This window comes from Lutibacter citreus, assembly GCF_003260195.1.
GTDB classification, from domain to species: domain Bacteria; phylum Bacteroidota; class Bacteroidia; order Flavobacteriales; family Flavobacteriaceae; genus Lutibacter; species Lutibacter citreus.
In genome coordinates, this window is record NZ_QEIH01000004.1 from 380,550 (window position 1) to 402,329 (window position 21,780).

The 21,780-nt window shown below is 31.2% G+C and carries 14 protein-coding genes; 1 reads left to right on the top strand and 13 read right to left on the bottom strand.

What is annotated here, in order from left to right; all coding sequences use genetic code 11:
• Positions 1 to 16: 16 nt before the first annotated feature.
• Positions 17 to 1,651 (top strand): alpha-L-fucosidase, encoded by a 1,635-nt coding sequence (locus DAD81_RS10575; RefSeq protein WP_111708229.1) that lies wholly within the window; start codon positions 17 to 19, stop codon positions 1,649 to 1,651.
• A 282-nt stretch (positions 1,652 to 1,933) separates the two neighbouring features.
• Here the strand turns inward: DAD81_RS10575 and DAD81_RS10580 are convergent, their stop codons facing one another.
• The 13 genes from DAD81_RS10580 to DAD81_RS10640 all read right to left on the bottom strand — a co-directional run bounded on the left by DAD81_RS10580 (position 1,934) and on the right by DAD81_RS10640 (position 21,778).
• A complete protein-coding gene (locus tag DAD81_RS10580) occupies positions 1,934 to 2,422 on the bottom strand; it encodes a DUF5060 domain-containing protein (protein WP_111708230.1) in 489 nt (162 codons plus the stop codon).
• 196 nt (positions 2,423 to 2,618) lie between these two features.
• A complete protein-coding gene (locus tag DAD81_RS10585; protein ID WP_111708231.1) occupies positions 2,619 to 4,016 on the bottom strand; it encodes an alpha-L-fucosidase in 1,398 nt (465 codons plus the stop codon).
• Between the two features lie 149 nt (positions 4,017 to 4,165).
• Positions 4,166 to 5,245, bottom strand: a complete 1,080-nt coding sequence (locus DAD81_RS10590) for an SGNH/GDSL hydrolase family protein (RefSeq protein WP_111708232.1) — start codon at positions 5,243 to 5,245, stop codon at positions 4,166 to 4,168.
• The gene (locus DAD81_RS10595) at positions 5,245 to 5,535 is read right to left on the bottom strand and encodes an SGNH/GDSL hydrolase family protein (RefSeq protein WP_111708233.1); all 291 of its coding nucleotides are present in this window, start codon (positions 5,533 to 5,535) and stop codon (positions 5,245 to 5,247) included. Before DAD81_RS10595 ends, DAD81_RS10590 begins: the two co-directional genes overlap by 1 nt.
• An 88-nt stretch (positions 5,536 to 5,623) precedes the next feature.
• Positions 5,624 to 7,180, bottom strand: coding sequence for a sulfatase family protein (locus DAD81_RS10600; protein ID WP_111708234.1), 1,557 nt, complete (start codon positions 7,178 to 7,180; stop codon positions 5,624 to 5,626).
• An 86-nt stretch (positions 7,181 to 7,266) separates the two neighbouring features.
• A complete protein-coding gene (locus DAD81_RS10605) occupies positions 7,267 to 8,898 on the bottom strand; it encodes a sulfatase-like hydrolase/transferase (RefSeq protein WP_111708235.1) in 1,632 nt (543 codons plus the stop codon).
• A gap of 7 nt (positions 8,899 to 8,905) precedes the next feature.
• A complete protein-coding gene (locus DAD81_RS10610) occupies positions 8,906 to 10,501 on the bottom strand; it encodes an arylsulfatase (protein WP_111708236.1) in 1,596 nt (531 codons plus the stop codon).
• A gap of 18 nt (positions 10,502 to 10,519) precedes the next feature.
• A complete protein-coding gene (locus DAD81_RS10615; RefSeq protein ID WP_111708237.1) occupies positions 10,520 to 11,947 on the bottom strand; it encodes a sulfatase family protein in 1,428 nt (475 codons plus the stop codon).
• 7 nt (positions 11,948 to 11,954) lie between these two features.
• Complete coding sequence (locus DAD81_RS10620) at positions 11,955 to 13,472, bottom strand: alpha-L-fucosidase (protein ID WP_111708238.1); 1,518 nt, start codon at positions 13,470 to 13,472, stop codon at positions 11,955 to 11,957.
• Positions 13,473 to 13,494: 22 nt separating this feature from the next.
• Positions 13,495 to 15,045 carry a sulfatase family protein gene (locus DAD81_RS10625; protein WP_111708239.1) on the bottom strand — a complete coding sequence of 517 codons (1,551 nt, stop codon included), beginning with the start codon at positions 15,043 to 15,045 and terminating at the stop codon, positions 13,495 to 13,497.
• A 7-nt stretch (positions 15,046 to 15,052) separates the two neighbouring features.
• A complete protein-coding gene (locus DAD81_RS10630) occupies positions 15,053 to 16,363 on the bottom strand; it encodes an amylo-alpha-1,6-glucosidase (protein ID WP_111708240.1) in 1,311 nt (436 codons plus the stop codon).
• A 136-nt stretch (positions 16,364 to 16,499) separates the two neighbouring features.
• Positions 16,500 to 20,570: a hybrid sensor histidine kinase/response regulator transcription factor gene (locus tag DAD81_RS10635; protein WP_111708241.1), complete on the bottom strand. Its 4,071-nt coding sequence runs from the start codon at positions 20,568 to 20,570 to the stop codon at positions 16,500 to 16,502.
• A gap of 314 nt (positions 20,571 to 20,884) precedes the next feature.
• Positions 20,885 to 21,778 (bottom strand): flavin reductase family protein, encoded by an 894-nt coding sequence (locus DAD81_RS10640; RefSeq protein ID WP_111708242.1) that lies wholly within the window; start codon positions 21,776 to 21,778, stop codon positions 20,885 to 20,887.
• Positions 21,779 to 21,780 lie beyond the last annotated feature (2 nt).

Genomic DNA, 21,780 nt, shown 5'->3' on the forward strand with positions numbered 1-21,780 from the left:
AAACATACTATTAAAAATGAACATCTTTATAAACCAATTCATCTATATATCATTAGCTTTTATGTTTATTTTTAATACCGTCATTGGACAGTCAACTAGCAAAAAAAACAAAGATAAATACAACGCCAATTGGGAATCCTTACAAAAGCACGAAAACCCTGAATGGGCATTAGATGCTAAGTTTGGAATTTATGCTCACTGGGGTCCTTATACACAAACAGGAGCCTGGAAAGATAACCCGAACATTAATTGGGGAAACTATTATATAACTGCTTACGATGGTATTTATAACCCAGACTCAACTGAAGCTCGCCGTAAATCATTTGAAAAACGATATGGTTCAATAACACGTGGAATTGGTTACCGAAATCTATGCGAAGATTTTAAAGCTGAAGCTTTTGATCCTGTTTCTTGGGCCGATTTAATTAAACGCTCAGGAGCACAATATGCAGGTATTTGTGCTATTCATCACGATGGCTATGCTATGTGGGATTCGGAGGTCACACCTCATTCTGCAGGTAAAACAGGACCTAAACGAGATCTATTTGGTGAAATGATGACTGAAATTAAGAAACGAAACCTAAAAACCATTGCAACTTTCCATCATGCACGAACCTATCAACAATTTGTACATATCCGCAAAAATTTAAAACAATCTGGGATAGAAGGTGTTGATATTATGGATCTTCACAATGAAGATTACTATTGGTTTCTTGGAACTAAAGAACGTTTTACTAAAAATAGAAAAGCGCTAACCTATGAAGTAATTGACAAATACAAACCTGATGTATTATGGTTCGATGGTGGCGGCGGTGACTTTGGAACCGAAGAAATATTAGCACATTATTTCAATATGGGTATTGAAGAAAATAAAGAAGTAGCTGTTCACAACAAAGGAAATTTTGGAACAAACTTTGGAATTTACTCTTACGAGAATGGGGCACATCGTCCAGGTTTTGTGGATTGGCCATGGGAAGACGATACACCATCGGGTGTTTCATGGTGCGACTGGCCATGGTGGTACGGCATTAAATATAAAAAACCTCGAGATGTGGTGGTTCGCTTAGCCGATTTGGTGGCACGAAACGGTGGGCTATTATTATCTATGAATCCTCGCCCGGATGGTTCCTTTGATCAAGGACAAATTGATTTACTGGAAGGTATCGGAACTTGGCTTAGACAAAACGGTGAAGCAATTTATGGAACACGCCCTTGGGCAATCTATGCTGAAGGTCATGTAGAACCCATTTTTTGGAAAGATGTGAACTGCCCAATACCTCATCATCCTGGTTTTGGCAAAAAGGCTCGACCAATTCAACCAGATTCAAAACAATTTGATGCTACTGATATTCGGTTTACAGCAAAAGGAAATACATTGTATGCTATTCAGCTAGATATTCCTAAAAGTGGTAAAACAATTATAAAATCCTTAGGATCTAAAACAGAAATTTCAGATAAAAATAAAATCAAATCCATTGAACTAATTGGACATGGAAAAGTAGATTTCTTGAGAGAATTAAATCAGTTGATTATTAATTTACCCACATTCATGCCGAACGATTGGGCTCCCGCTTTTAAAATAGAAGTAAAAGGGAAACTAAAGCAACGTAAGTTAGAAGGAAAAAACAAAATAATTCCAATGCAATCATAATTTTAAAAATTATTTAAATGAACAATTAATATTTAATAATCATTTCTTTTATCATAAATCTGCCCTGCAATGCTCAAAAAAAGAATGATTCTAAAGAGAATTCGATAGTATTATATAATAATTTTGAGGCAAACGTTGAATCATTAAAACAATACAAAACTCCAGAATGGCCTTTTCTTCTGATTTTTCTTTTTACATCATAAGAGTATAGTGCAGTTTCAACTTAATTAAAACCATTTCTTTTGTTAAATTCAATAAATGCTCTGTTTTTAAAGTTGCTTTTTAATTCTCATAATCCAATGCAAATAACCAATCTATTTCAAAAGATTGTAAAAAATAAGGTGCACCATCCTCATAAGCGAATTTCTTTGGATTGTTTTTTTCAATTACAATTGCTCCATGTTTAGTTACTTCCGAAGGAGAAACATTAAACTTTCCTTTATTATTAAGCTCATTTAACGAAGAAAATGTAGTGTACGTCCATTCTCCAATTTCATTAGCTGAAAAACGTAGCAACCATTCTTTAGTATCATTATAAAAACCTGAAATTTTCAGTTTCTCGCCATTTGGCTTGGTAAAAACTGCACCAAAATCAACTTCAAAAGGTTGTTGTACTATTTTTTTAGATTTAAATGAAATATCAATTACTTCAAACTTCTCTATTTCTATTTTTTTCTTCTTAAATACTTCCTTTCTCAATTGTGAAAAAGAACTACTTGAAATTAATAAACAGCCTACTATTAGTGCTAATTGTACAATTGATTTTTTCATTATATTATTTTTGAGAAACTACTTATTTTTATATTATTAAATTTTAAGTACTCCTAATTTAAAACCTATTAAAAGAATTAATTAAAAAAAACATTTGCACTTTAAAATTGTTCGTTAGTGCCCTAATTCATTTGTTTGTATAAAAAAGGTATACCTTTTAAATCACTTTCTACATTTCAAAATTATCAAAACTTAATTAATTCGAACAAATAACTTTAAAAGTCACTGCATGTTTTAAGTTTAAATTTGAAGGTATATTAATATTTAATTCTTCCCTGGTTTGATTCCATTCAACCTTTCCAGAATACCCTAATATTTCAACAGAACTTATTCTATCATCCAGCTTTCCTGCAGCACCCAAAGCACGGATTTTTATAGTTGATTTTGAAGGCAATCCTAAACACATAGCGTAGATATTATTACCTCCAGTTGTAAAACGAAAATCATTTTCAGTCCAAGAATGTTTCCCTGAATGATCAGAGTGATGACCTTCAGCATGAAAATTAGCAACTCCCTCTCCATATATACTCCAAGGAACAGCATTATAAATTGCCTCGCTGTTTATTTTAAGCCAATCCCCAACATCCAACAAGGTATTACTAACTTCCTTAGAAAAACTACCATCAGCTTTTGGTGGAATGTTCAATAAAAGACAACCATTTTTACTGACTACATCGGCAAGCATATCTACTATAGTATTTGCATTTTTTAATGGGCGACCTTCAATGTAAAACCAGGTTCCGTTTTCAGGAGTATAGATATTATCCTGATGAATATTCATATCTATGTCTGTCATCCAAAAATCATATTGAACATCTTGTAATAAACCATTTTCAATATCACGAGTTCCAATTCCAGGTGGAATATCAAATTGTTTATATACAAATTCAACTTCTCTATTCTTATTAATGGCATCATTATAAAAACTTGCAATAAATTGCTTTTGAAGGTTAGATGGCAAATCTCCAATTGTATTATCTTTTCCAGATAGTTTACCTCCAGTATAGTTTTTCTTATTAACCGCCTTTTTTGTTCCTCCAAAGCCAGCATCTACCCAAAATATATCTGGTTGATATTTATTTACAACTTCCTGCCCATAAGCCAACCATTCTTTATTCCAACCAGAGTGTAAAGAAACCATATATTTCATTCCTTCTGCCTTAATGGCTTTCTCCATCTCACCTACAAAATCTAATCCAGGTCCATTATCTACCATATTAAAATTAGAAATATCACTGTCCCAATGTTTATAATCACTACCGTGCCAAGCTACTGGCCCCGCAAATTGTGCTCCTGCATCTTTATACAATTTTGCCCATTCCTTTGCATTAAACTTATCTGGATGAAACAATGGAATTAAGTCTTCTGTACTTAAATCTTTGTTACCCGGTAGCTGTTTTACGGCACTTAATCCCCAATGGGTATATATTCCAAAACGCATTCCTTCGAACCAATGAGGTGTTTGGTGATTCCTCAAAGACATCCAATTTGGCTCAAAAACTACTGCTTTTTTAGTTGATTCCTTTTGCTGCTTATCACAAGACAGCACAACAATCATTAACATGATTATTAAAATTGACTTTTTATTTTTCATTGAATTTAATTTATTAAATCAATCGTTAATTTATCTTAAACAATAAAATTATGTGTGTCTATTAGTTTATAAAGAGTACTCTTGAATAATTTTTTATTCATTAATATTGAATTAACCTTTTATTAAAAAAAACGCTACTTATTTAAAAATTACAATTTATTTAAATTATAAAAATGTTTTACAGGAATATTTCTTGAATAAATTTCATTTCTAATCTGCTCTAATTCTATCCACAACTCTTTTTCCTTTGGTAAAATCTCAAAATATTTATTAGAAGTCATTTTACTATATTCATACCATGACTTCCCCTTACTATTTTCAACTTGTTTTTCCAAATAGACTTTTTGAGATTCAAGATTTTCAGGTCCTTTATAATTATTCAAACTTCTATATCTAATTAAAGCCAACACTCTTAATTTACTTTGAACATCATGATATTTAGCACATAAATCAAATACCTTTTCAGCTTGCTTGTACTGAGGTGTTAATTGGTTTGATGCTAAATTCACTCCTTTTTTCAGTTCCTTAGTTGATAATGTATCAATTGCTACTTCATCAATTTTAAGAACATAAATTCCTTTCTTTAATCCTAATATTTGAAGTTCCTCTTTATTATAGTTTTCAATAAAAGGAACAAACTGTTGAGCTTCTTTAAAGTTATCATTTACAGGAAAAGGCAAAGATTTGTTTTTAATACTAAATTTATTCTGTCCACTTTCTATTTTTACAGCACAGTTATCATCTTTTTGAATAGATTTCTCTTTAATATTGATAGAAATACTTGAGACATTTTCAGTTGGGAAAATTGTGTTTAAAATTTTATACGCCATTATAAAATGACCTGTTTCTTTTGGGTGAACCCGATCTGGACCAACTATTGTATAAAACGGATCTTTTTTCTGAGCTTCATTATTAATATGAAGCATAAAAGGATTTAGATCAACTACTGGAGCATTATACTTTTTACCTAATTCTCGCACAAGCTTAGCACATTTCACTAATGCATCATTCTTACCAAATTTTGCAGGTATTTTTAAAGTTGCTGTTTGGTCATAAATAGAAGGTGTCATTAAAATTGGTTTTATGTTATGTGTAACCAATAATTTAACCAAATTATCTGTATGACCTTGATATGTTTTCAGCGCTTCTTCTCGTTTTTCCAACAGTTCAGAATCTACCTTTATTCCAGCCGTAAATAAATAGCCATACATATCATTCATCCCAGTCATTAGAAAAGCATAATCAGGATTATGCCCAAAACATCTTTCTCAAAACGTTCAATCATTCCAGGTGCATTATCACCAGAGACACCACAACTAATAAACTTCACCTTATTACCTGGGAAATGAATAGCATAATAAGCCTGAACCAACATGTGATAGGTTCCAGCCTGCGTTATACTATTACCTATAAAGCATACAGTTTGCCCATCTTTAAATATGGGTAATTTCTGAGCAAATACGCTTACTGAAAAGACAATTACAAAAATTGAACTTAAAATTATTTTAGAAAACTTCATATAAAATTTTATCACACTTTAATCTTCTTCAAATTTATTGTAATAAATATTAACTACAACTCCTTCTAGTTATTTGTTTAGGTTTTCTTTACAACTTATGATTCCCAGTGAAAATTTCACTTCTTATCGTTTCTTTATACTTAGTATATAACTCACTAACCTTGTTTTGATAATCTGGATTATTAATATAGTTTTTGTTTTCTACTTCAGTAACATTATCATTCAAATTAAACAACGCAATAGGTTTACTATCTTCAAACTTCATGCTTTTTTTATTCACTTGAATAATTAGCTTCCAACCTTTATCGTTTATTATAAATTCTTTATTTGCACCACCTTGAACAAAAAATACATCACGCGTTTTCGCTCTCTTCTTATCCTTAAGAACAGGTACAAGATTATGTGAGTCTTGCGCAACGTTTTCCTTTATTTTTTGTTTTGTAATACCTGCCAAAGTTGCCATAATATCTAACCCAATAATTGGTTCATTTGAACTTGTATTCTTTTTTACTTTATTTGGCCATACTACAATAAACGGAACTCTGTGCCCACCTTCATAAGGTGAATTTTTAGAGCCTCTGTAAAGGTCACTTGACTGATGTCCTGATTTATATGATTCAGGTACAATATCAGAACCTAATCCTCCATTATCAGAAGTAAAAATGATTACCGTATTTTCGTAAATACCTTGTTGCTTTAGTTCGTTAATCAACATACCAACTTGTTCGTCCAGCTCCTTAACCATATCTAAATGCTTTGAAGGAGTTGTTCCTTTTATTTTAATACCATTAATTTCAGTAGGCGGATCATGTGGAGTATGAACGGCTTGTGAACAGTAATACATAAAAAACGGCTCTTCATTATGTGCATTTTTAGCAATATAATCAACTGCTTTATTTGCTAAAATAGGACCTATTTCACTTGGGTTCCAATTAGAATCTCCGTATCCAGGTTTATTAAAATGATCTGTACCTAAATTGTCCATATACTCTTTATCAATAACTCTTATTGTTGAATTATCTCTCATTTTTAACCATTCATGATTTTCATAAATAGCATAAGGCATATTCTGAATTCCTGCAGGTAAAGAAAGACTATAATCAAAACCTAACTGTTTTGGCCCATATAATATTTTAGTAATATCTATAGGTACACGAGGATTCTTTTTTTCTTGTCTATTTGAAATAAATGATACTTCTGAATTGTCTTTTCTTGGAAAACTTGTACCAATATGCCATTTACCAAAAAATGCGGTATTATAATTGGCTTGCTTCATTAAACGACCTAAAGTTAATTGTTCATCTTGAATTACAGATTTTGAATATCCCCCCCAAACACCCCAACCTTCTTTACTACGATAACAGCTGTTCCCTGTCATAATAGCATATCGTGATGTTGCACATAAAGCTGCTGGTGAATGTGCATTCGTAAAAATCATTCCCTCGTTGGCAAGTTGATCTATATGAGGTGTTTCTAGAATAATTTTATTACTATGCAACCTCCTATAATGTGAAATATCTCCTGTTCCCAAATCATCTGCTAAAACAACAATAACATTTGGTTTATCATTTTTTTGTGCTTTGGCGCTAAAACCAAAAGCTAGTATAATGCATACTACACTAGATATAATTTCATTAAATTTCATAAATTATTATTTTTTGAATGTTAAAGTAGTTATCTCCCTCATCATTTAAAGATTTACGTTTTTCTTGTATTTCCCCTTCCCGTTCTCTAAATCTTTGATTTTACATTTGTGTAACTGAGAACTTTTGGTTTTCCTTCTCCTCTAGCTTTTTTAATTTCAACTTTCCAAGCTTCTCTTAATTCTTTAAGAATGGCTTTATGTTCAGGCTTACTTATTAAATTGTAAACCTCGTTTGGATCTTTTTTCAAATCGTACAATTCTTCATAAACAGGTTTTTCACCATTTATTGGCCCTTCTACAAAATTTCTATAAACCGCCAACTGACTTGGGTGCACTTCATACAACATTACACGCAATGGAATTTTGTATTCTTTAGCTAATTTTATTTTTTCTTGAGCTGAAATATTATTATTTTTATAATATCTAATGTATTTCCATTCTTTTGTTTGAACAGCCTCACATCTAGGATTCCCAAAGGTTGTAGACCACAAATTTTCCGTAAATAAATAATTACGAACTTTCGGTTGTTTTCCTTGAACAAAACTTGAAATATCTTTTCCTTGAATTGATTTTGGAATTTCTACACCTCCTAATGAAAGAATAGTTGGTGCAACATCAATAGTTTGTACTAAAGCATTACTTCTGAAGCCTTTTTTCTGTTTAGGATTGTAAATAAACATCGGTACATGAGTTGTTTTCTCATAACACAAAGATTTCCCTCCTAAACCTTGTTCTCCCATAAACAAACCGTGATCTGAGGTAAAAATGATTATAGTGTTTTTATCCAATTTTAACTTTTTTAATTGCTTTCTAAGTTTACCTAACAACTTGTCAATTCCCGTTATACATTGTAATTGACGAATGTATCGTTCCCGAAAATCTTCAGGAGTATTTACGTAATTATAACTAGCTTGACGGTCATTTGCATGATGAATATCTACAGGGAGTTTGGGCGTTTCTATATCAGCTTTAGCTATATAATTCTCTGGCAATGAAATTTTTAAATCTCTATAAAGTGTACGATACATTGGATCGTCTGTTTCTTTTTGTCGCATAGTACTAGTAGTTGCACCATGAGGTATATTAAACATTAAGTTTAATAAAAAAGGTTTGTCTGCTGGACGAGCTTCTAAAAAACTAAGGGCACCTTTTAATTTTCTTGCATTTGGATCTAAAAATTGGTTTACACCTTCTTCTAATATCTCCACCTGTGTATCTGCAATGGCATCTTGATAAATATCACGTTTTTCCTTCGGATAAAAATAGACTCCTCCATGGCTAGCATACCAAAAGTCAAAACTTTTTTCTGCCAAGCCACTTTTATAACCACCTTTACCTATTGGAGAATGATTTTTACCAATATATCCTGTATAATACCCTGCTTTTCGCATTAAAACAGGATAAGATTCTGACCAAGCCTCTTCGGAAATTGTTGTGGCTGAATTAAAATTTACACCGTGTTTACGTTCGTATTGTCCTAACAAAATAGAAACTCTACTTGGCGTACAAATAGCACTACTTACGTGTGCATTTGTAAACAACACACTCTCACCAGCCAACTTATCAAAATTAGGAGTTTGAATTATATCATTACCGGTACAGCCCATCATTCCGTAAGATTGATCATCGGTAAGAATGAATATGATATTTGGTCGCTCTTGCGCTTTACCAATTATTGAAATTAATACGACTAGTATTACTAAAATATATTTTTTCATTTATAACTTATTTTCTAACTACTCTAACTCTTTTTGCCCATACATACCATCTGTCAATCATGAAAATCAATTTATCTGGATACTTAACTGCTAAATCTTTTCTTTCTGTTGGGTCTTTTTTCAAATTAAACAACTCCCATTTTTGACCATCCTTATCTCTTGACCAAGCAATTTTCCAGCTTCCTTTTCTATAGGCTTTATTTCGTCCGTGCTCCATATACCATTCATCTCTATCTAGGTTTTCACCTTCAAAAACAGGCATTAAACTTAAACCTTCCATTGGCTGAATTTTATTTCCATTGTATGAAGTCGGATAATCCGTTTTTGAAATATCGAGAATGGTTGGCATTAAATCAATGATGCTAGCAACGTCCTTTTTTATGCTATTCTTCTTTTTTAACTTATTAGGCCAATGCATAATAAACGGAGTAGCTGAACCACCTTCGTGACCAGATTTTTTATATTTCCGATATGGTGTATTACTTAAATTTGCCCAACTTGGACCATAACTCATATAACTTGTAGCAGGTCCAGGCATTATGCTTGGTTTTAATCCTGGTGTGATTTTTTCTCCTTTTAAAGTTATTGTAACCTCTTTTTCACTTACCCACTGTTCAACACCTTCTAAAATTTCTGCACAACCTCCATTATCAGATAGAAAAACAATTAACGTATTATCTAACTCTCCTTCTTTTTTTAATTTATCAACTATTCTTCCAATACCTTGATCCATATTATCAATTTGGGCAGCATAGGTTTTCATCCGTTCTAATTCCCACTTTTTATTTTCAGCAGATTTCCACTCTTTTCCACGAAAATCGCGCTCACTCAATTTGGTTTTCCTAGGAACAATTCCTAATTTCTTCATTCTCGCCAAACGTTCATCTCTTAATACATCCCAACCTTTATCAAAAACACCTTCATATTTTTCAATGTCTTTATCTAAAGCGTGTAATGGCCAGTGTGGAGCAGTATATGCAACATAAAAGAAAAATGGTTTTTCTGCTTTCTCTTTAAAATGTCTATCTAAAAAAGTTACTGTAGAATCTGAAATAGCATCGGTATAATAAAACTCATCTTCAGGTTTTAATTTTACCTCTTTATTATTGTGGGTTAAGGTATATGGATCAAAGTAACTTCCAACACCTTTAATGGTTCCAAAAAACTCATCAAAACCTCTTTGGTTTGGCCAATTATGGATATCATCATTTGTATTTGAATCTGCAACATGCCATTTACCAGTCATATAGGTTTGGTAACCGTTTGTTTTTAGTGCTTCTGCAATTGTAACTGCTTTATTGCTTAAATCTCCGTGACCGTGGCCAACCATTCCTCCAACTCCTGCTTGGTGAGGATACAACCCAGTTAAAAGTGCTGCACGTGTTGGGCAACATCTGGCATTATTGTAAAACTGACTAAATCGAACACCATTTTCTGCTAATTTATCAAGGTTTGGTGTTTTAATTTCACCTCCATAACAACCGATATCTGAAAAACCCATATCATCAGCCATTATTAAAACAATATTTGGTTGTTTTTGAGCATTGATTTGAACTGATAACAATACAAAAAATACACTCAAAAAATAATATTTACCACTCATAATAACAGTTTTATAGAATTACTTTTTTGAAATATCTTTTTCTAAAGCCTTATCATATCTAGTCATTTGCTTTAAAAGCTGTTTTGCTTTTTTTGCGTTTGAATCGATTACATTCTCTGCCTCTGATTTATTCTCTTTCAAATTGAATAATTTGATTTTAGTGTCTTCTTTGGTAAGTTTTCTCCAAGAAGTTTTTCTGTAGCCATTAATTACATATTTCCAATCACCAACACGAACTCCATCAATTTTAGTTGAATTAGAACCATAGAAATACATTTCTTTACGAGGTGATTTTTTCGATTTTCCCTTCAGAAACTTTGAAATATCATATCCGTCAAAAACTCTACCTTTTGGCATAGAAATACCAGCATACTTCGCAATGGTTGGAAAAATATCTAGTGAAGAAACAATTTCATCACTTACAACTCCTTGTTTAATTTTATTAGGCGCCCAAAAAACAGCAGGAACCCTTTGCCCTCCTTCATACGTGTCAAATTTTCTTCCTTTTAATGGTTTTGCTGAACCGTGACTATTTGGTCCATTGTCTGAAGTAAAAATCACAATCGTATTTTTATCCAAACCATTTTCTTTTAACGCTTTAAAAACTTCACCAACACTCCAATCAATTTCCTGAACTGCATCATAATAAGGTGTTGTTCCACTTGAACCTTTAAATTTATCTCCAACAAAAATTGGTACGTGAGGAAACGAATGCGCCAAATACAAAAAGAATGGTTTTTCCTTATTCTTTTGAATAAATGAAACTGCTTCGTTCGTATAACGTTCCGTTAAAGTTGTTTGATTTGTAGGATATTCAACAATTTCATTCCCTCTCATTAATGGAGGTTTATTTTTCAATGCATTTTTTGATCCTTTTTTAGACTCCACTTCAACTCTACTAATATCCGAATGCATTTTTTCGAGCGTATAGCCATCATTAAAAACTATGTTTGGCGAAATATCAATTCCCGATGCAATTGACATATTGTTGCTATATGGAATTCCAAAATACGAATCAAACCCTTGATTTAAAGGTAAATATTTTTTATCGTGACCTAAATGCCATTTCCCAACTAATGCTGTTGCATAATTTTTTTCTTTCAATAATTCTGCAATTGTTATTTCTTCAGTAGAAAGTCCTTTTTCGTTTTTCTTAGGAAATAATACGCCAGGCACACCAACTCGTTTTGGCATTCTTCCAGTTAACAACGCTGCTCTTGAAGGTGAACACACTGAAGAAGCTACATAAAAGCTCGTCAATTTCATCCCCTCATTTGCCATTTTATCAATGTTTGGTGTCTTCAATTTATTTGAACCAAAACAACTTAAATCTTCATACCCTTGATCATCAGTAAAAATGACAATAAAATTAGGTTGCTCTTGTGCACTAAGTGTCTTCAGCCCTAGAAAACAACAAAAAATAAAAATTTGGATTCTATATTTCATAATACAATTATTTCAATTTAATTTTATAAACAATTGCTGCATCACCTTCAGTAGGCTTGCTTCTTGGTGAAGTAACGACCAATCCTTCATTCGTTTTTTTCCAACGAATTCTTTCTTTACTTCCTAAAACTGAAATTGATTTAATTTTGAAGTTTTTAGCTTTTCCTGCAAAAGTTTTTAGTGTAATTTCTTTTTTAGAACCTGGCCAGCCTAATTGAATTGCATATACGTTTTTACCATTTTTAGTATAACGAATATCATCACTATTTAAATCGTTTAAACCTGCTTTAATAGCTCCATAATCATTCCATTCATCTTCTGGATTTCGTCTCATTTCAGTTGGTCCTTGACCAAATTCAACAAAAGGACGTGTATTGTAAACTGATTCTCCATATAACTGTAACCAAGCTCCAATTTCTGCCATAGTTTTGGCTTGTTCCTCAGGAATTATACCTTCAGCCATTGGCGCAGCAGCTAAAATCATCACCCCGTTTTTACTGATAACTTCAGCTAAAATTCTTATCAATTTTTTTGGATCAACGGCAGTACGCTTGTCTTTATTATAACCCCAAGAACTACCTAATTGAAAATCTGTTACCCAAACAAATGGTGTAATATCTTCCATTGTTGCTCTTTCAACATTTACGACAGCCAAATCTGTAGGGAAAAAATCTCCTTTCGTATTTACAACCACCTCTTTGTTTAATTCTTGTGCTTTATTAAAATAATTAGCCAAAAATTGCTGACGGTAATTTTCTTGTACATAACCCTGTGCAAAATCCATCCAAATATAATCTGGGCAATATTCGTTAATTACTTCATCTAATTTACCTAACCAAATATCACATTCTTCTTTGTATGACATTGTTCCATAAAGTGCACGGTATTTTGGATCTTGAGGAACTTCTGGATTTTTATAAACTACGTTGTGTTCACTTAACGGACGAAGTGCACTGTTTTCTTTTTTTGGAAAAAACATCATATGAAATCCGTGATGGAATGTTGTCATAAATTTTAAATCACGACTTTTAACTTCTTTTGCAATTTGCTTAACTACATCAATTTTCGGCCCTTTATCTTTAGAATTCCAAGGATTCACATCACTTTCCCATAATGAAAAACCATCGTGATGCTCTGCTATTGTACCAATAAATTTGGCTCCCATATTTTCGAACATATCTACCCAACGTTTTGCTGAAAATTTTTCAGCTTTCCATTGAGGAATAAAATCGTGATAATCTACATCTCTACCGTATGTTTTTGTATGGTAATCGTAAATATCTCTACCCCAAGATTTTCTACGATCTTTTTCATACATAAAACGTCCGTACCACTCGTTACCATTTGCTGGAACATTGTAAACTCCCCAGTGAAAATAAACTCCTAATTTTGCATCTGCAAACCATTCTGGCGCCGCATTGTGCTTTTTTAAACTTTCCCATTCTGGTTTAAACTTTTCTTGGGCAGTAGTCAAACTCATCGTTCCCATTATGGCTACTATAGCTAGTAATATCCTATTTTTCATTTTTATATTGTTTTCTTTATTCTTAATTTTTATCTCTTTCTCCTATTGGTAATAAATGCTTGTTTTCAAATCCTTTGAAGTAATAAGGGTAGTTATCCCAAGGAGATTCTCCTTTCATTCTAGGGTCTCCAGTCTCTTTTAAATATTCAAAAAGTTCAGCTTTTAAATCTTTACATAATTCAGCATATTTTTCTTCTGAAGCTAGATTACGTAGGTTATACGCATCTTCTTTTACGTTGTATAATTCAACCTCTGGATGTTTAGCTACTGATAAATCGAAATAATATTTCACTTCCGGATTGTCTTTATTATCTATTAAATATTCACGAGATGCTCCTGCATCAATATCTCCATAAAAACCTTGATGTGGCGATGCAAAATCATCAGTTCCTGCAGGCCATCTATCTGATTCAAAATTCACCATATACAACCAATCTCCTTTTCTAATTGTACGAATAGGGTAAGGCAAACCATTTGGGCGGCAATATGTGTGGCGTTCTAAAGCTGTAAAAACTCTATTTCTTGTTTCATCAACTTGTCCGCTTTTTCCAGAAAACAGGATATCTAGAAAACTTTTACCAGATGTTCCTTCTGGAATTTCAAGTCCTAAAGCCTCTAATAGAGTTGGAGAAAAATCAGTAAAACTGATAAAATCATCCACTTTAGCTCCGCCTTTAATTTTATTTCCCCAACAAATAGCCAAAGGCATATGGGTTCCATAATCGTAGCAAGTAGATTTTGCTCTTGGAAATGGCATTCCATTGTCTGCAGTAACAATAATTATGGTATTCTCTAATTCTCCTGCTGCTTCCAAAGATTTAATCATGCTGCCTAAATGAGAATCAAACCATTCAATTTCATAAAAATAATCAGCTATATCACTTCTTACCAAATCGTTATCAGGTAAAAACCCTGGTACTTTAATTTTAGAAATATCTTTACCTGATCTAACTCCAATTCCAGGGTTATAGGCTCTATGCGCTTCGTGAGATCCATACCAGAAAAAGAAAGGTGCATCTTTATCTTTTTTAGATAAAAACTCATCAAAATTTCCAGCATAGTCTTTATTAGATAAAAATTGAGGAACTTTATTTCTTACCTTATTATACTCTAGAGCTAATGGTTGAGTTTGATATGGTTCTTTTTTATTAGCAGGCATATAACCTTTACCACTATAGCCTGTTACGTATCCATTTTGTTTTAACAAACTTGTAAACGTTGGAAACTTTTTTGGTAAACCTCCAAACAACAAGCCTCCTTGTTCTAATTCCCAAATATTTCGACCTGTAAGAATAGAAGCTCTTGATGGAGCACAAGATGACACATTGCAATAGGCATTATTGAATAAAACACCACTGTTTGCAACTCTATCAAAATTAGGTGTACTTACCTCCGCTGTTCCTTGAATTGAAGTATGAATAAAACTTACATCATCAGCAACACAAAATAGAATATTTGGCTTTTTTTCAGTCTTTTTAGATTGACAACTAGCATTTAAAACTAAAAAACAAATAAGTAGAACAATATATCTCCATACCATTAATTGATTTCGATTGATTTCGAATAATTTCATTAAATTACTATTTAAAATTAACTCCTATTTTTTCACTTAGCTTTTGAATTTTCTTCTCTTTTAAATCTGTAGGATTGTATTTCAACTCCAATTCCAACGGTAAAATATACGCTAAAGAAGACCAACCAAAGAATGGATTCATTCCTAATCCTTCTCCAGTTTCAGCATTAAAAAATTCTCTTGTATTTTCATTATTCAATACCATATTGTAGGTTTTTAGAGCAATCTCTTTTGCCAAATCTTCATATCCATAGTCTAGCAAACCGTGACAAATCATATAGTTTGTAGGAATCCAAGTAGAACCTTTCCAATTACATCCTTTTTGACCTTGATAGTTTTGACGATAATCTGGTTCTGTAAGGGCATAACCTGGAACTGGAAATTTTGTCCAAAATTCCTTAGGATTTTTTAAATGCTCATCAACCAATCTTTTTGTTTGCTCTTTTGAAGCAACACCTGACCAAATTGGTGTAAATCCAGAAACAGATTTCACATAAGTAGTTTTTCCGTTTTCCTCATTTCTATCATAATAAAACCCTGATCTTTCATCCCAAAGGTGCTCGTTAATCAGTTTTTTCAATTTTTTAGCGTGTGCTAAATAACCTTTAACATCTTTTTTCTTTCCAATTTCTTTAGCAATAATTGCCATTGCTTGTAATTCACGAACCAAGTAACAGTTTAAATCTACACCTTCACTTAAACCTAAAGTACGTGTGTTCTGGTTATCCATTCCGCTATGATCAGCTGCTCCAGACCAACTTCCTTTTTGCTGCCCAGACCAATATGCTAAGCCATTTTTATCAGTATCATATTCAAACCAATGATTTAAATATAACTGCGTTTTTTCGTAATACTTTTTTGCCCAATCCCAGTTTCCTGTTTGACGAGAACCCAACACTATTATTTGTGCAATAAAAGGTTTAAAATGATGATCTGCACCGAAGTTTTTTGGTCCGAAAGAGCGCTTTATAAATCCATCTGGGTGTTGTATTTCAAAAAAGCCTTCTAAATTATCGAAGTTGTATTTTGAAATTCCATAATAGGACATATAGATATTTTCAAAATATAAATCCCAATCGTAAAATTGTTCGTATCTATAACCTGTTAAAAGTTTCTTATTGGTGATCGTGGTATCCAATAAAATTCCGAAATTATTAATGTCTCTGTTTAATTCTCTCAATCTTGTTTTTAAGATTATTGAATTGGCATCAAACTTTTTGTTGATAGGAATTTCTACTGGTTTCTTTTGAGCATTTATACTCATAAAAATGAATAATAAACCTATAAGTAATACCGTAGTTTTTTTAAACTTCCACATAATTAAAATTCTGTTATTTGTTACTAGCTAAAGTAGCTATTGTTAAGCAAAAAACAGGGTGTAAAAACTTATTAAAAGCGGGGGGATTTTCTAAACAATACTAACTTTCAAATAAATAACACTGCAAAACAGGTTTTCATGAGTTTTTAGAATTTTTTCTTTTAAAATCTGATGGTGAAATAGAGAATTCTTCTTTAAAGCTATTTCTAAAATATTTTAGATCTGAAAAACCTACTTCATAGGTTACATCACTCACAGAATAATTACCCGTTGACAATAATTTTGCAGCTCTTTTTAAACGAACAGATCTAATAAATGCATTTGTTGTTTTGCCTGATAAAGCTTTTAATTTTTTATTAAGAATTGTTTGTGACATTCCACATTCTAATGCCAAATATTGTACTGTTAAATCTTTATCAGAAATTTTAGATTCTATTTTTTGAAGAATTTTTGTTAGTAAAGCATCATCAACTTTAGTCATTGAAAATTCGGAAGGTTCAATATCTATAACATTTTTAAATTTTTCTTGAAGTTGTTTTTTATTTCTCAATAAACTATCTATTTGAGCTTTTAACACTTCCAAATCAAAAGGTTTTTCAACATACGCATTAGCTCCCAATGTATATCCTTTTACTTTATCTTGAGTAGCCGTTTTTGCAGTTAGTAAAACTATTGGAATATGACTATAATTTACATCTTGTTTTAATGTTTTACACATTTCAAAGCCATCCATCTTAGGCATCATAACATCACTTACAATTAAATCTGGGAAATTTATCTCACACTGTTTTAACCCTTCCTCTCCATTCTCTGCCTCAACAATAATATAATATTCATTTAAATTGTTAACTATAAATTTCCTTAACTCAATATTGTCTTCAACAATAAGCACTTTTGGTTTATCATTTTCTATTTCAACCTCAATTAAAACGGGCTCAATATTTTCACCTTCAACAATTAAAACATCTTCACTTTTGAAGGATTGAAAGTTCTTTTTCACCAATAATTCATTGCCTTTAAAATGATTATTCCCTTTAAATAGTGTTACAATAAATTTAGTTCCTTGTTCCTCTTCACTTATTAACTCAATATCTCCATAGTGCATTTCTACAAGACCTTTGACGTATGACAAACCAATTCCTGTGCCTTCAACTTCAATATCTTCAAATTTATCTGCTTGAAAAAATCGATTGAACACGAATTCTTGTTTATCTTTTGAAATTCCAATTCCATTGTCTTCAACAATTATTGAAATTTGATTGTCTTCTTCAACTAACTTAACCTCAACTTTTCCTTTTCTATTGGTAAACTTAAAAGCATTGGATAGTAAATTCATTAATACTTTTTCAAGCTTATTTGCATCAAACCAAAACGGCAGATTAGTTGTAGAATGTTCAAAAGAAAATTCAATTTCTTTTTGATCTGCCATAAAATTGAAAGACGTGACTACTTTCTGAATAAAGGCTACTAAATTCCCTTCACTCGCTTTTATGCTTATTTTATCTTGTTCAAATTTTCTAAAATCCATTAATTGATTAATTAACCTCAACAAGCTATTGGCATTCCTATTTATGATCTCATAATTTTCCTTCACTTTAAGGCCAGACATTGATTCTCTTTCTTTTATTAATTTTGAAATTGGACCAATAATTAAAGTAAGTGGTGTTCTAAATTCGTGTGAAATATTAGTGAAAAATTTCAATTTCATTTGCGAAAGCTTTTGAATTTTCTCCTTTTCAAAGCTTTCCATTATTAACTGACTTTTACGTTGAATTCCAATAATTGTAAAACGTCTAAAAAACCATAATGACAATAGAAACAACAGAATGTAGATTGTTATCGAAATTCTAGAAAACCACCATGGTGATTGTACAATTATTTTAATGGCTTTAGGGTTATTATTCCAATAACCATCACTATTTGAAGCAACAACATTTAAAGTGTAATTACCCGGACTTAAGTTGGTGTATTTTGCAAAACGTGTATTTGAACTCATTGACACCCAACTATCATCAAAACCAATTAATTTGTACTTATATTGGTTTTTACTAGGCGAAGCAAAATGCAACCCTGAAAAATAAATTGTAAAACTATTCTCTTGATATTTTAGTTCTAATAGAGCTACATTATTGATAGATTTATTTAAAATAACTCTCCCTTTAAATTCGTCTCCAACATTTATTGGTTGATTCAAAATTTCAAGGTCTGTAAAAACAACTTTATTTACCGTTGTATCAAGAGACATATCATCTGGAAAGAATGTATTAAAACCATTTACACCTCCAAAAATCATTTCTCCCGATTTTCGTTTATAACAAGCAAAATCTCTAAATTCAAAATCTTGTAATCCATCACTTACTCCAAAATTTCGAATGCTTTTATCTTCAGGATTAATACGACTAATTCCTTTATTACTAGAAATCCATAAATTCCCTTGTTCATCTTCTAAAATACCCTTAATAACATTATTTGGCAAGCCTTCTTTTGTTGTTAATGTTTCAAAATAGTACGTTCCAGTTTCATTTTCACATAATTTATTTAAACCTCCACCCAAAGTTCCAATCCATAAGTCACCTTTTGAAGATTCAAATAAGGGTAAAATATAATTATGGCTTATGCTCAACTCGTTATTAACATCATTTTTAAAGACTTTAAAATTAAGGTTACTACTTAACTTTTCTTCAAACTTAATTTTATTTAAACCTATGGAAGTCCCAATCCAGATATTTCCATCCTTATCTTCCAATAAACTTCTTACAATATCTGAAGACAATGAATTATTTTTTCCTTCAGAAAGAAATTGTGTGGATGAATATTTTCCATCATCCTCTAATTTCAATCGCCATAATCCTTTGCCATAAGTTCCAACCCAAACTATTCCTTGACTATCTATTAATATTGAAAAAACAGAACTTAATTCCTTAAAATTTCTTTTAGATAAAAAAATCTCTTTTCCTGTCTTAGAGCTAAATGTTTTTAATCCCGCAGGTAAACCTACCCAAACTCTATCATTTTTTTTATCTAGGCTTAATACGGTAACAAAAGTGTGATTTGGTAGTAATGAAATAAAGCCAGTATCATAATTATTCTTGTTATCAATAGAAAGAAAATTCAGTCCACCATTTTCTGTTCCAATCCATAAATTTTGATAGTTATCTTCTAAAACAGACCTCACTGTTTTATGTGATAAGCTACCTTCATTTTTGGTTGATGTATGATGCTTAAAAAATTGACCTTTTGGATTATACACCTCAATACCTCCTCCACTAGTTCCAATCCAAATTAACCCAGAATTATCTTTTAATAAAGATGATACATTATAATTATTAAAATCATTTTCCCTTGAATTCCATTTAACACTATTTAAAACTGCAGAAATAGGATTACCTTTAATTAATTTATATAAATAAACACCTTTTTTAAAAGAAGCAACCCACAAATTATTTGCTTCTACTAATATTGATTTTCCACCTAAAACATCTGGTAATTTTGCTGCGTTATTTCTCTCTTCATTAAATTTATATACTCCTCCATCATTTGATAATAATAAATCATTACCCCATTGAGCCATATCAACCACTGTCATTCCTAGCTTAATCTCTTTCTCTACTTTATTGGTTTTTACATTAAACTTTAATAAACCTTCTAATGTACCAACCCAAATTACACCTTCTTTATCTTCAAATATTGACCGAAGATGAGTACCTATTCCTTCACTCTCCAATACTCTTTCTACGTTATTAGTTTTAGAATTAATTACATCAATTCCTTTATTAGACAACACCCAAATATTTCCTTTACTATCTGCTAGTAATTTTAAACTTCCGTTTGAAGTTAAGAGTTTTGAATTATTTTTTCTATTAATAATTGACGTAAACTTATTTGTTGACACATTGTATTTACTAACGCCATTATCAATTGAACCAATCCACAAATTACCTTGTGTATCTTCAACAATTGAATTAATTATATTGCTTCGTAACCCTCCTTGCTGTCTTGGTGCTTTTCTAAATACTTTAAAGTCATATCCATCATATCTGTTTAGCCCATCATTAGTGCCTATCCAAATAAAACCCCTGCTATCTTGAAAAATATAATTAACATCGTTTTGAGAAAGCCCGTCAAGAGTTGTTAATTTTTGAAACTCATTTGCGCTTAATTCTATAATAAATAAGCAAAAAATTAGTATGAATATACTTTTTTTCATCAATGGAATTTAGTTCTCTTTTTTAATAAAAAAAGTAAATTTATAAATATTCTAAAATAACATATAAATTCACTTTCACCAAGTTATTCTTTATTCTTTGTAATACTTATTTCAAAACAAATAATACAAAATTCAACAGAATTAATGATTCTTATAATTCTACTAATTTAAAGCCTATCTTTTAATTATAGAATAAAATAAACATCTGTTCCTTAAAATTAATCTAAAGTGCTAGACTTTTAAAAAGTACAATTAAAAAAGGTGCTTACTAGAATTCTAGTGAGCACCTTTTTTTAAAATATATATCTAAAAAATCACAAACAAAATAATACTTTTACAGCCAAATTTAAATTTTCTTTATCTAAATTCAATTTAACTATTTTATGTATTTTTTCTATTTTCAATTGCCCATCTTTAATAGAAAGAACTTCCTCTATTTTAGGTAAACTTTTAATCTCATTAATCTCATTACTTGACGGAATTTTCTCATAATTACCCAGCCTTCCAATATTATTCCCTGAAAGAATATTAGTTTTAAAAATATGTTTAGGTAAATTATCTACACCAATACCCTTTGAAGTTATCGGTTTTGGAATTTCAAAAAGTGAATCTTCTGTAATTCTCGTGTACCAACTTCCACCCAAGCGAGCAACTAAATCTAATTTTTTAGTATCTAGGTTATTGTTTTTATCTAAATATTCATTATTTATATGAATATAAACTACTTTACAAATCACTAAATTCCCTGCTCCTCCTTCATTACCTAAAGGAATAATATTTTCAACAGTACATTCAAAAGAAACTGGTGATTCCAATACTCGCGGCGGTTTTACTTTAATAGAATTTCCTTCGGCAAAACCTGCTTTTTGAAATTCATTTACACCTTTTTCATATTCTGTACTTGTTAAAGACATTTGCTCAACAATAGGAAAATTCACAATGTTAATTACAACCTCTTTTACTTCTTTAACATTTTGCAAGGTATGTTTTGTAGTATTATCTCTAACTCTCCGAGCCGGTGAAAAAATTAACGTAGGCGGATTAGAACTAAACACGTTAAAAAAACTAAACGGACTTAAATTTACATCTCCTTTTAAATTTATTGTACTTGCAAAAGCAATTGGCCTGGGCGCAACAGCTGTTAGTAAAATATTGTGTAATTCCTTTGTTGAAATTGAATTAGGATCTATAGAAGTAACTTGTTTCATAA

Coding starts and splice junctions, on each gene's coding strand:
- DAD81_RS10575 (WP_111708229.1), top strand. CDS start 17: ATGAACATCTTTATAAACCAATTCATCTATATATCATTAGCTTTTATG.
- DAD81_RS10580 (WP_111708230.1), bottom strand. CDS start 2,422: ATGAAAAAATCAATTGTACAATTAGCACTAATAGTAGGCTGTTTATTA.
- DAD81_RS10585 (WP_111708231.1), bottom strand. CDS start 4,016: ATGAAAAATAAAAAGTCAATTTTAATAATCATGTTAATGATTGTTGTG.
- DAD81_RS10590 (WP_111708232.1), bottom strand. CDS start 5,245: ATGACTGGGATGAATGATATGTATGGCTATTTATTTACGGCTGGAATA.
- DAD81_RS10595 (WP_111708233.1), bottom strand. CDS start 5,535: ATGAAGTTTTCTAAAATAATTTTAAGTTCAATTTTTGTAATTGTCTTT.
- DAD81_RS10600 (WP_111708234.1), bottom strand. CDS start 7,180: ATGAAATTTAATGAAATTATATCTAGTGTAGTATGCATTATACTAGCT.
- DAD81_RS10605 (WP_111708235.1), bottom strand. CDS start 8,898: ATGAAAAAATATATTTTAGTAATACTAGTCGTATTAATTTCAATAATT.
- DAD81_RS10610 (WP_111708236.1), bottom strand. CDS start 10,501: ATGAGTGGTAAATATTATTTTTTGAGTGTATTTTTTGTATTGTTATCA.
- DAD81_RS10615 (WP_111708237.1), bottom strand. CDS start 11,947: ATGAAATATAGAATCCAAATTTTTATTTTTTGTTGTTTTCTAGGGCTG.
- DAD81_RS10620 (WP_111708238.1), bottom strand. CDS start 13,472: ATGAAAAATAGGATATTACTAGCTATAGTAGCCATAATGGGAACGATG.
- DAD81_RS10625 (WP_111708239.1), bottom strand. CDS start 15,045: ATGAAATTATTCGAAATCAATCGAAATCAATTAATGGTATGGAGATAT.
- DAD81_RS10630 (WP_111708240.1), bottom strand. CDS start 16,363: ATGTGGAAGTTTAAAAAAACTACGGTATTACTTATAGGTTTATTATTC.
- DAD81_RS10635 (WP_111708241.1), bottom strand. CDS start 20,570: ATGAAAAAAAGTATATTCATACTAATTTTTTGCTTATTTATTATAGAA.
- DAD81_RS10640 (WP_111708242.1), bottom strand. CDS start 21,778: ATGAAACAAGTTACTTCTATAGATCCTAATTCAATTTCAACAAAGGAA.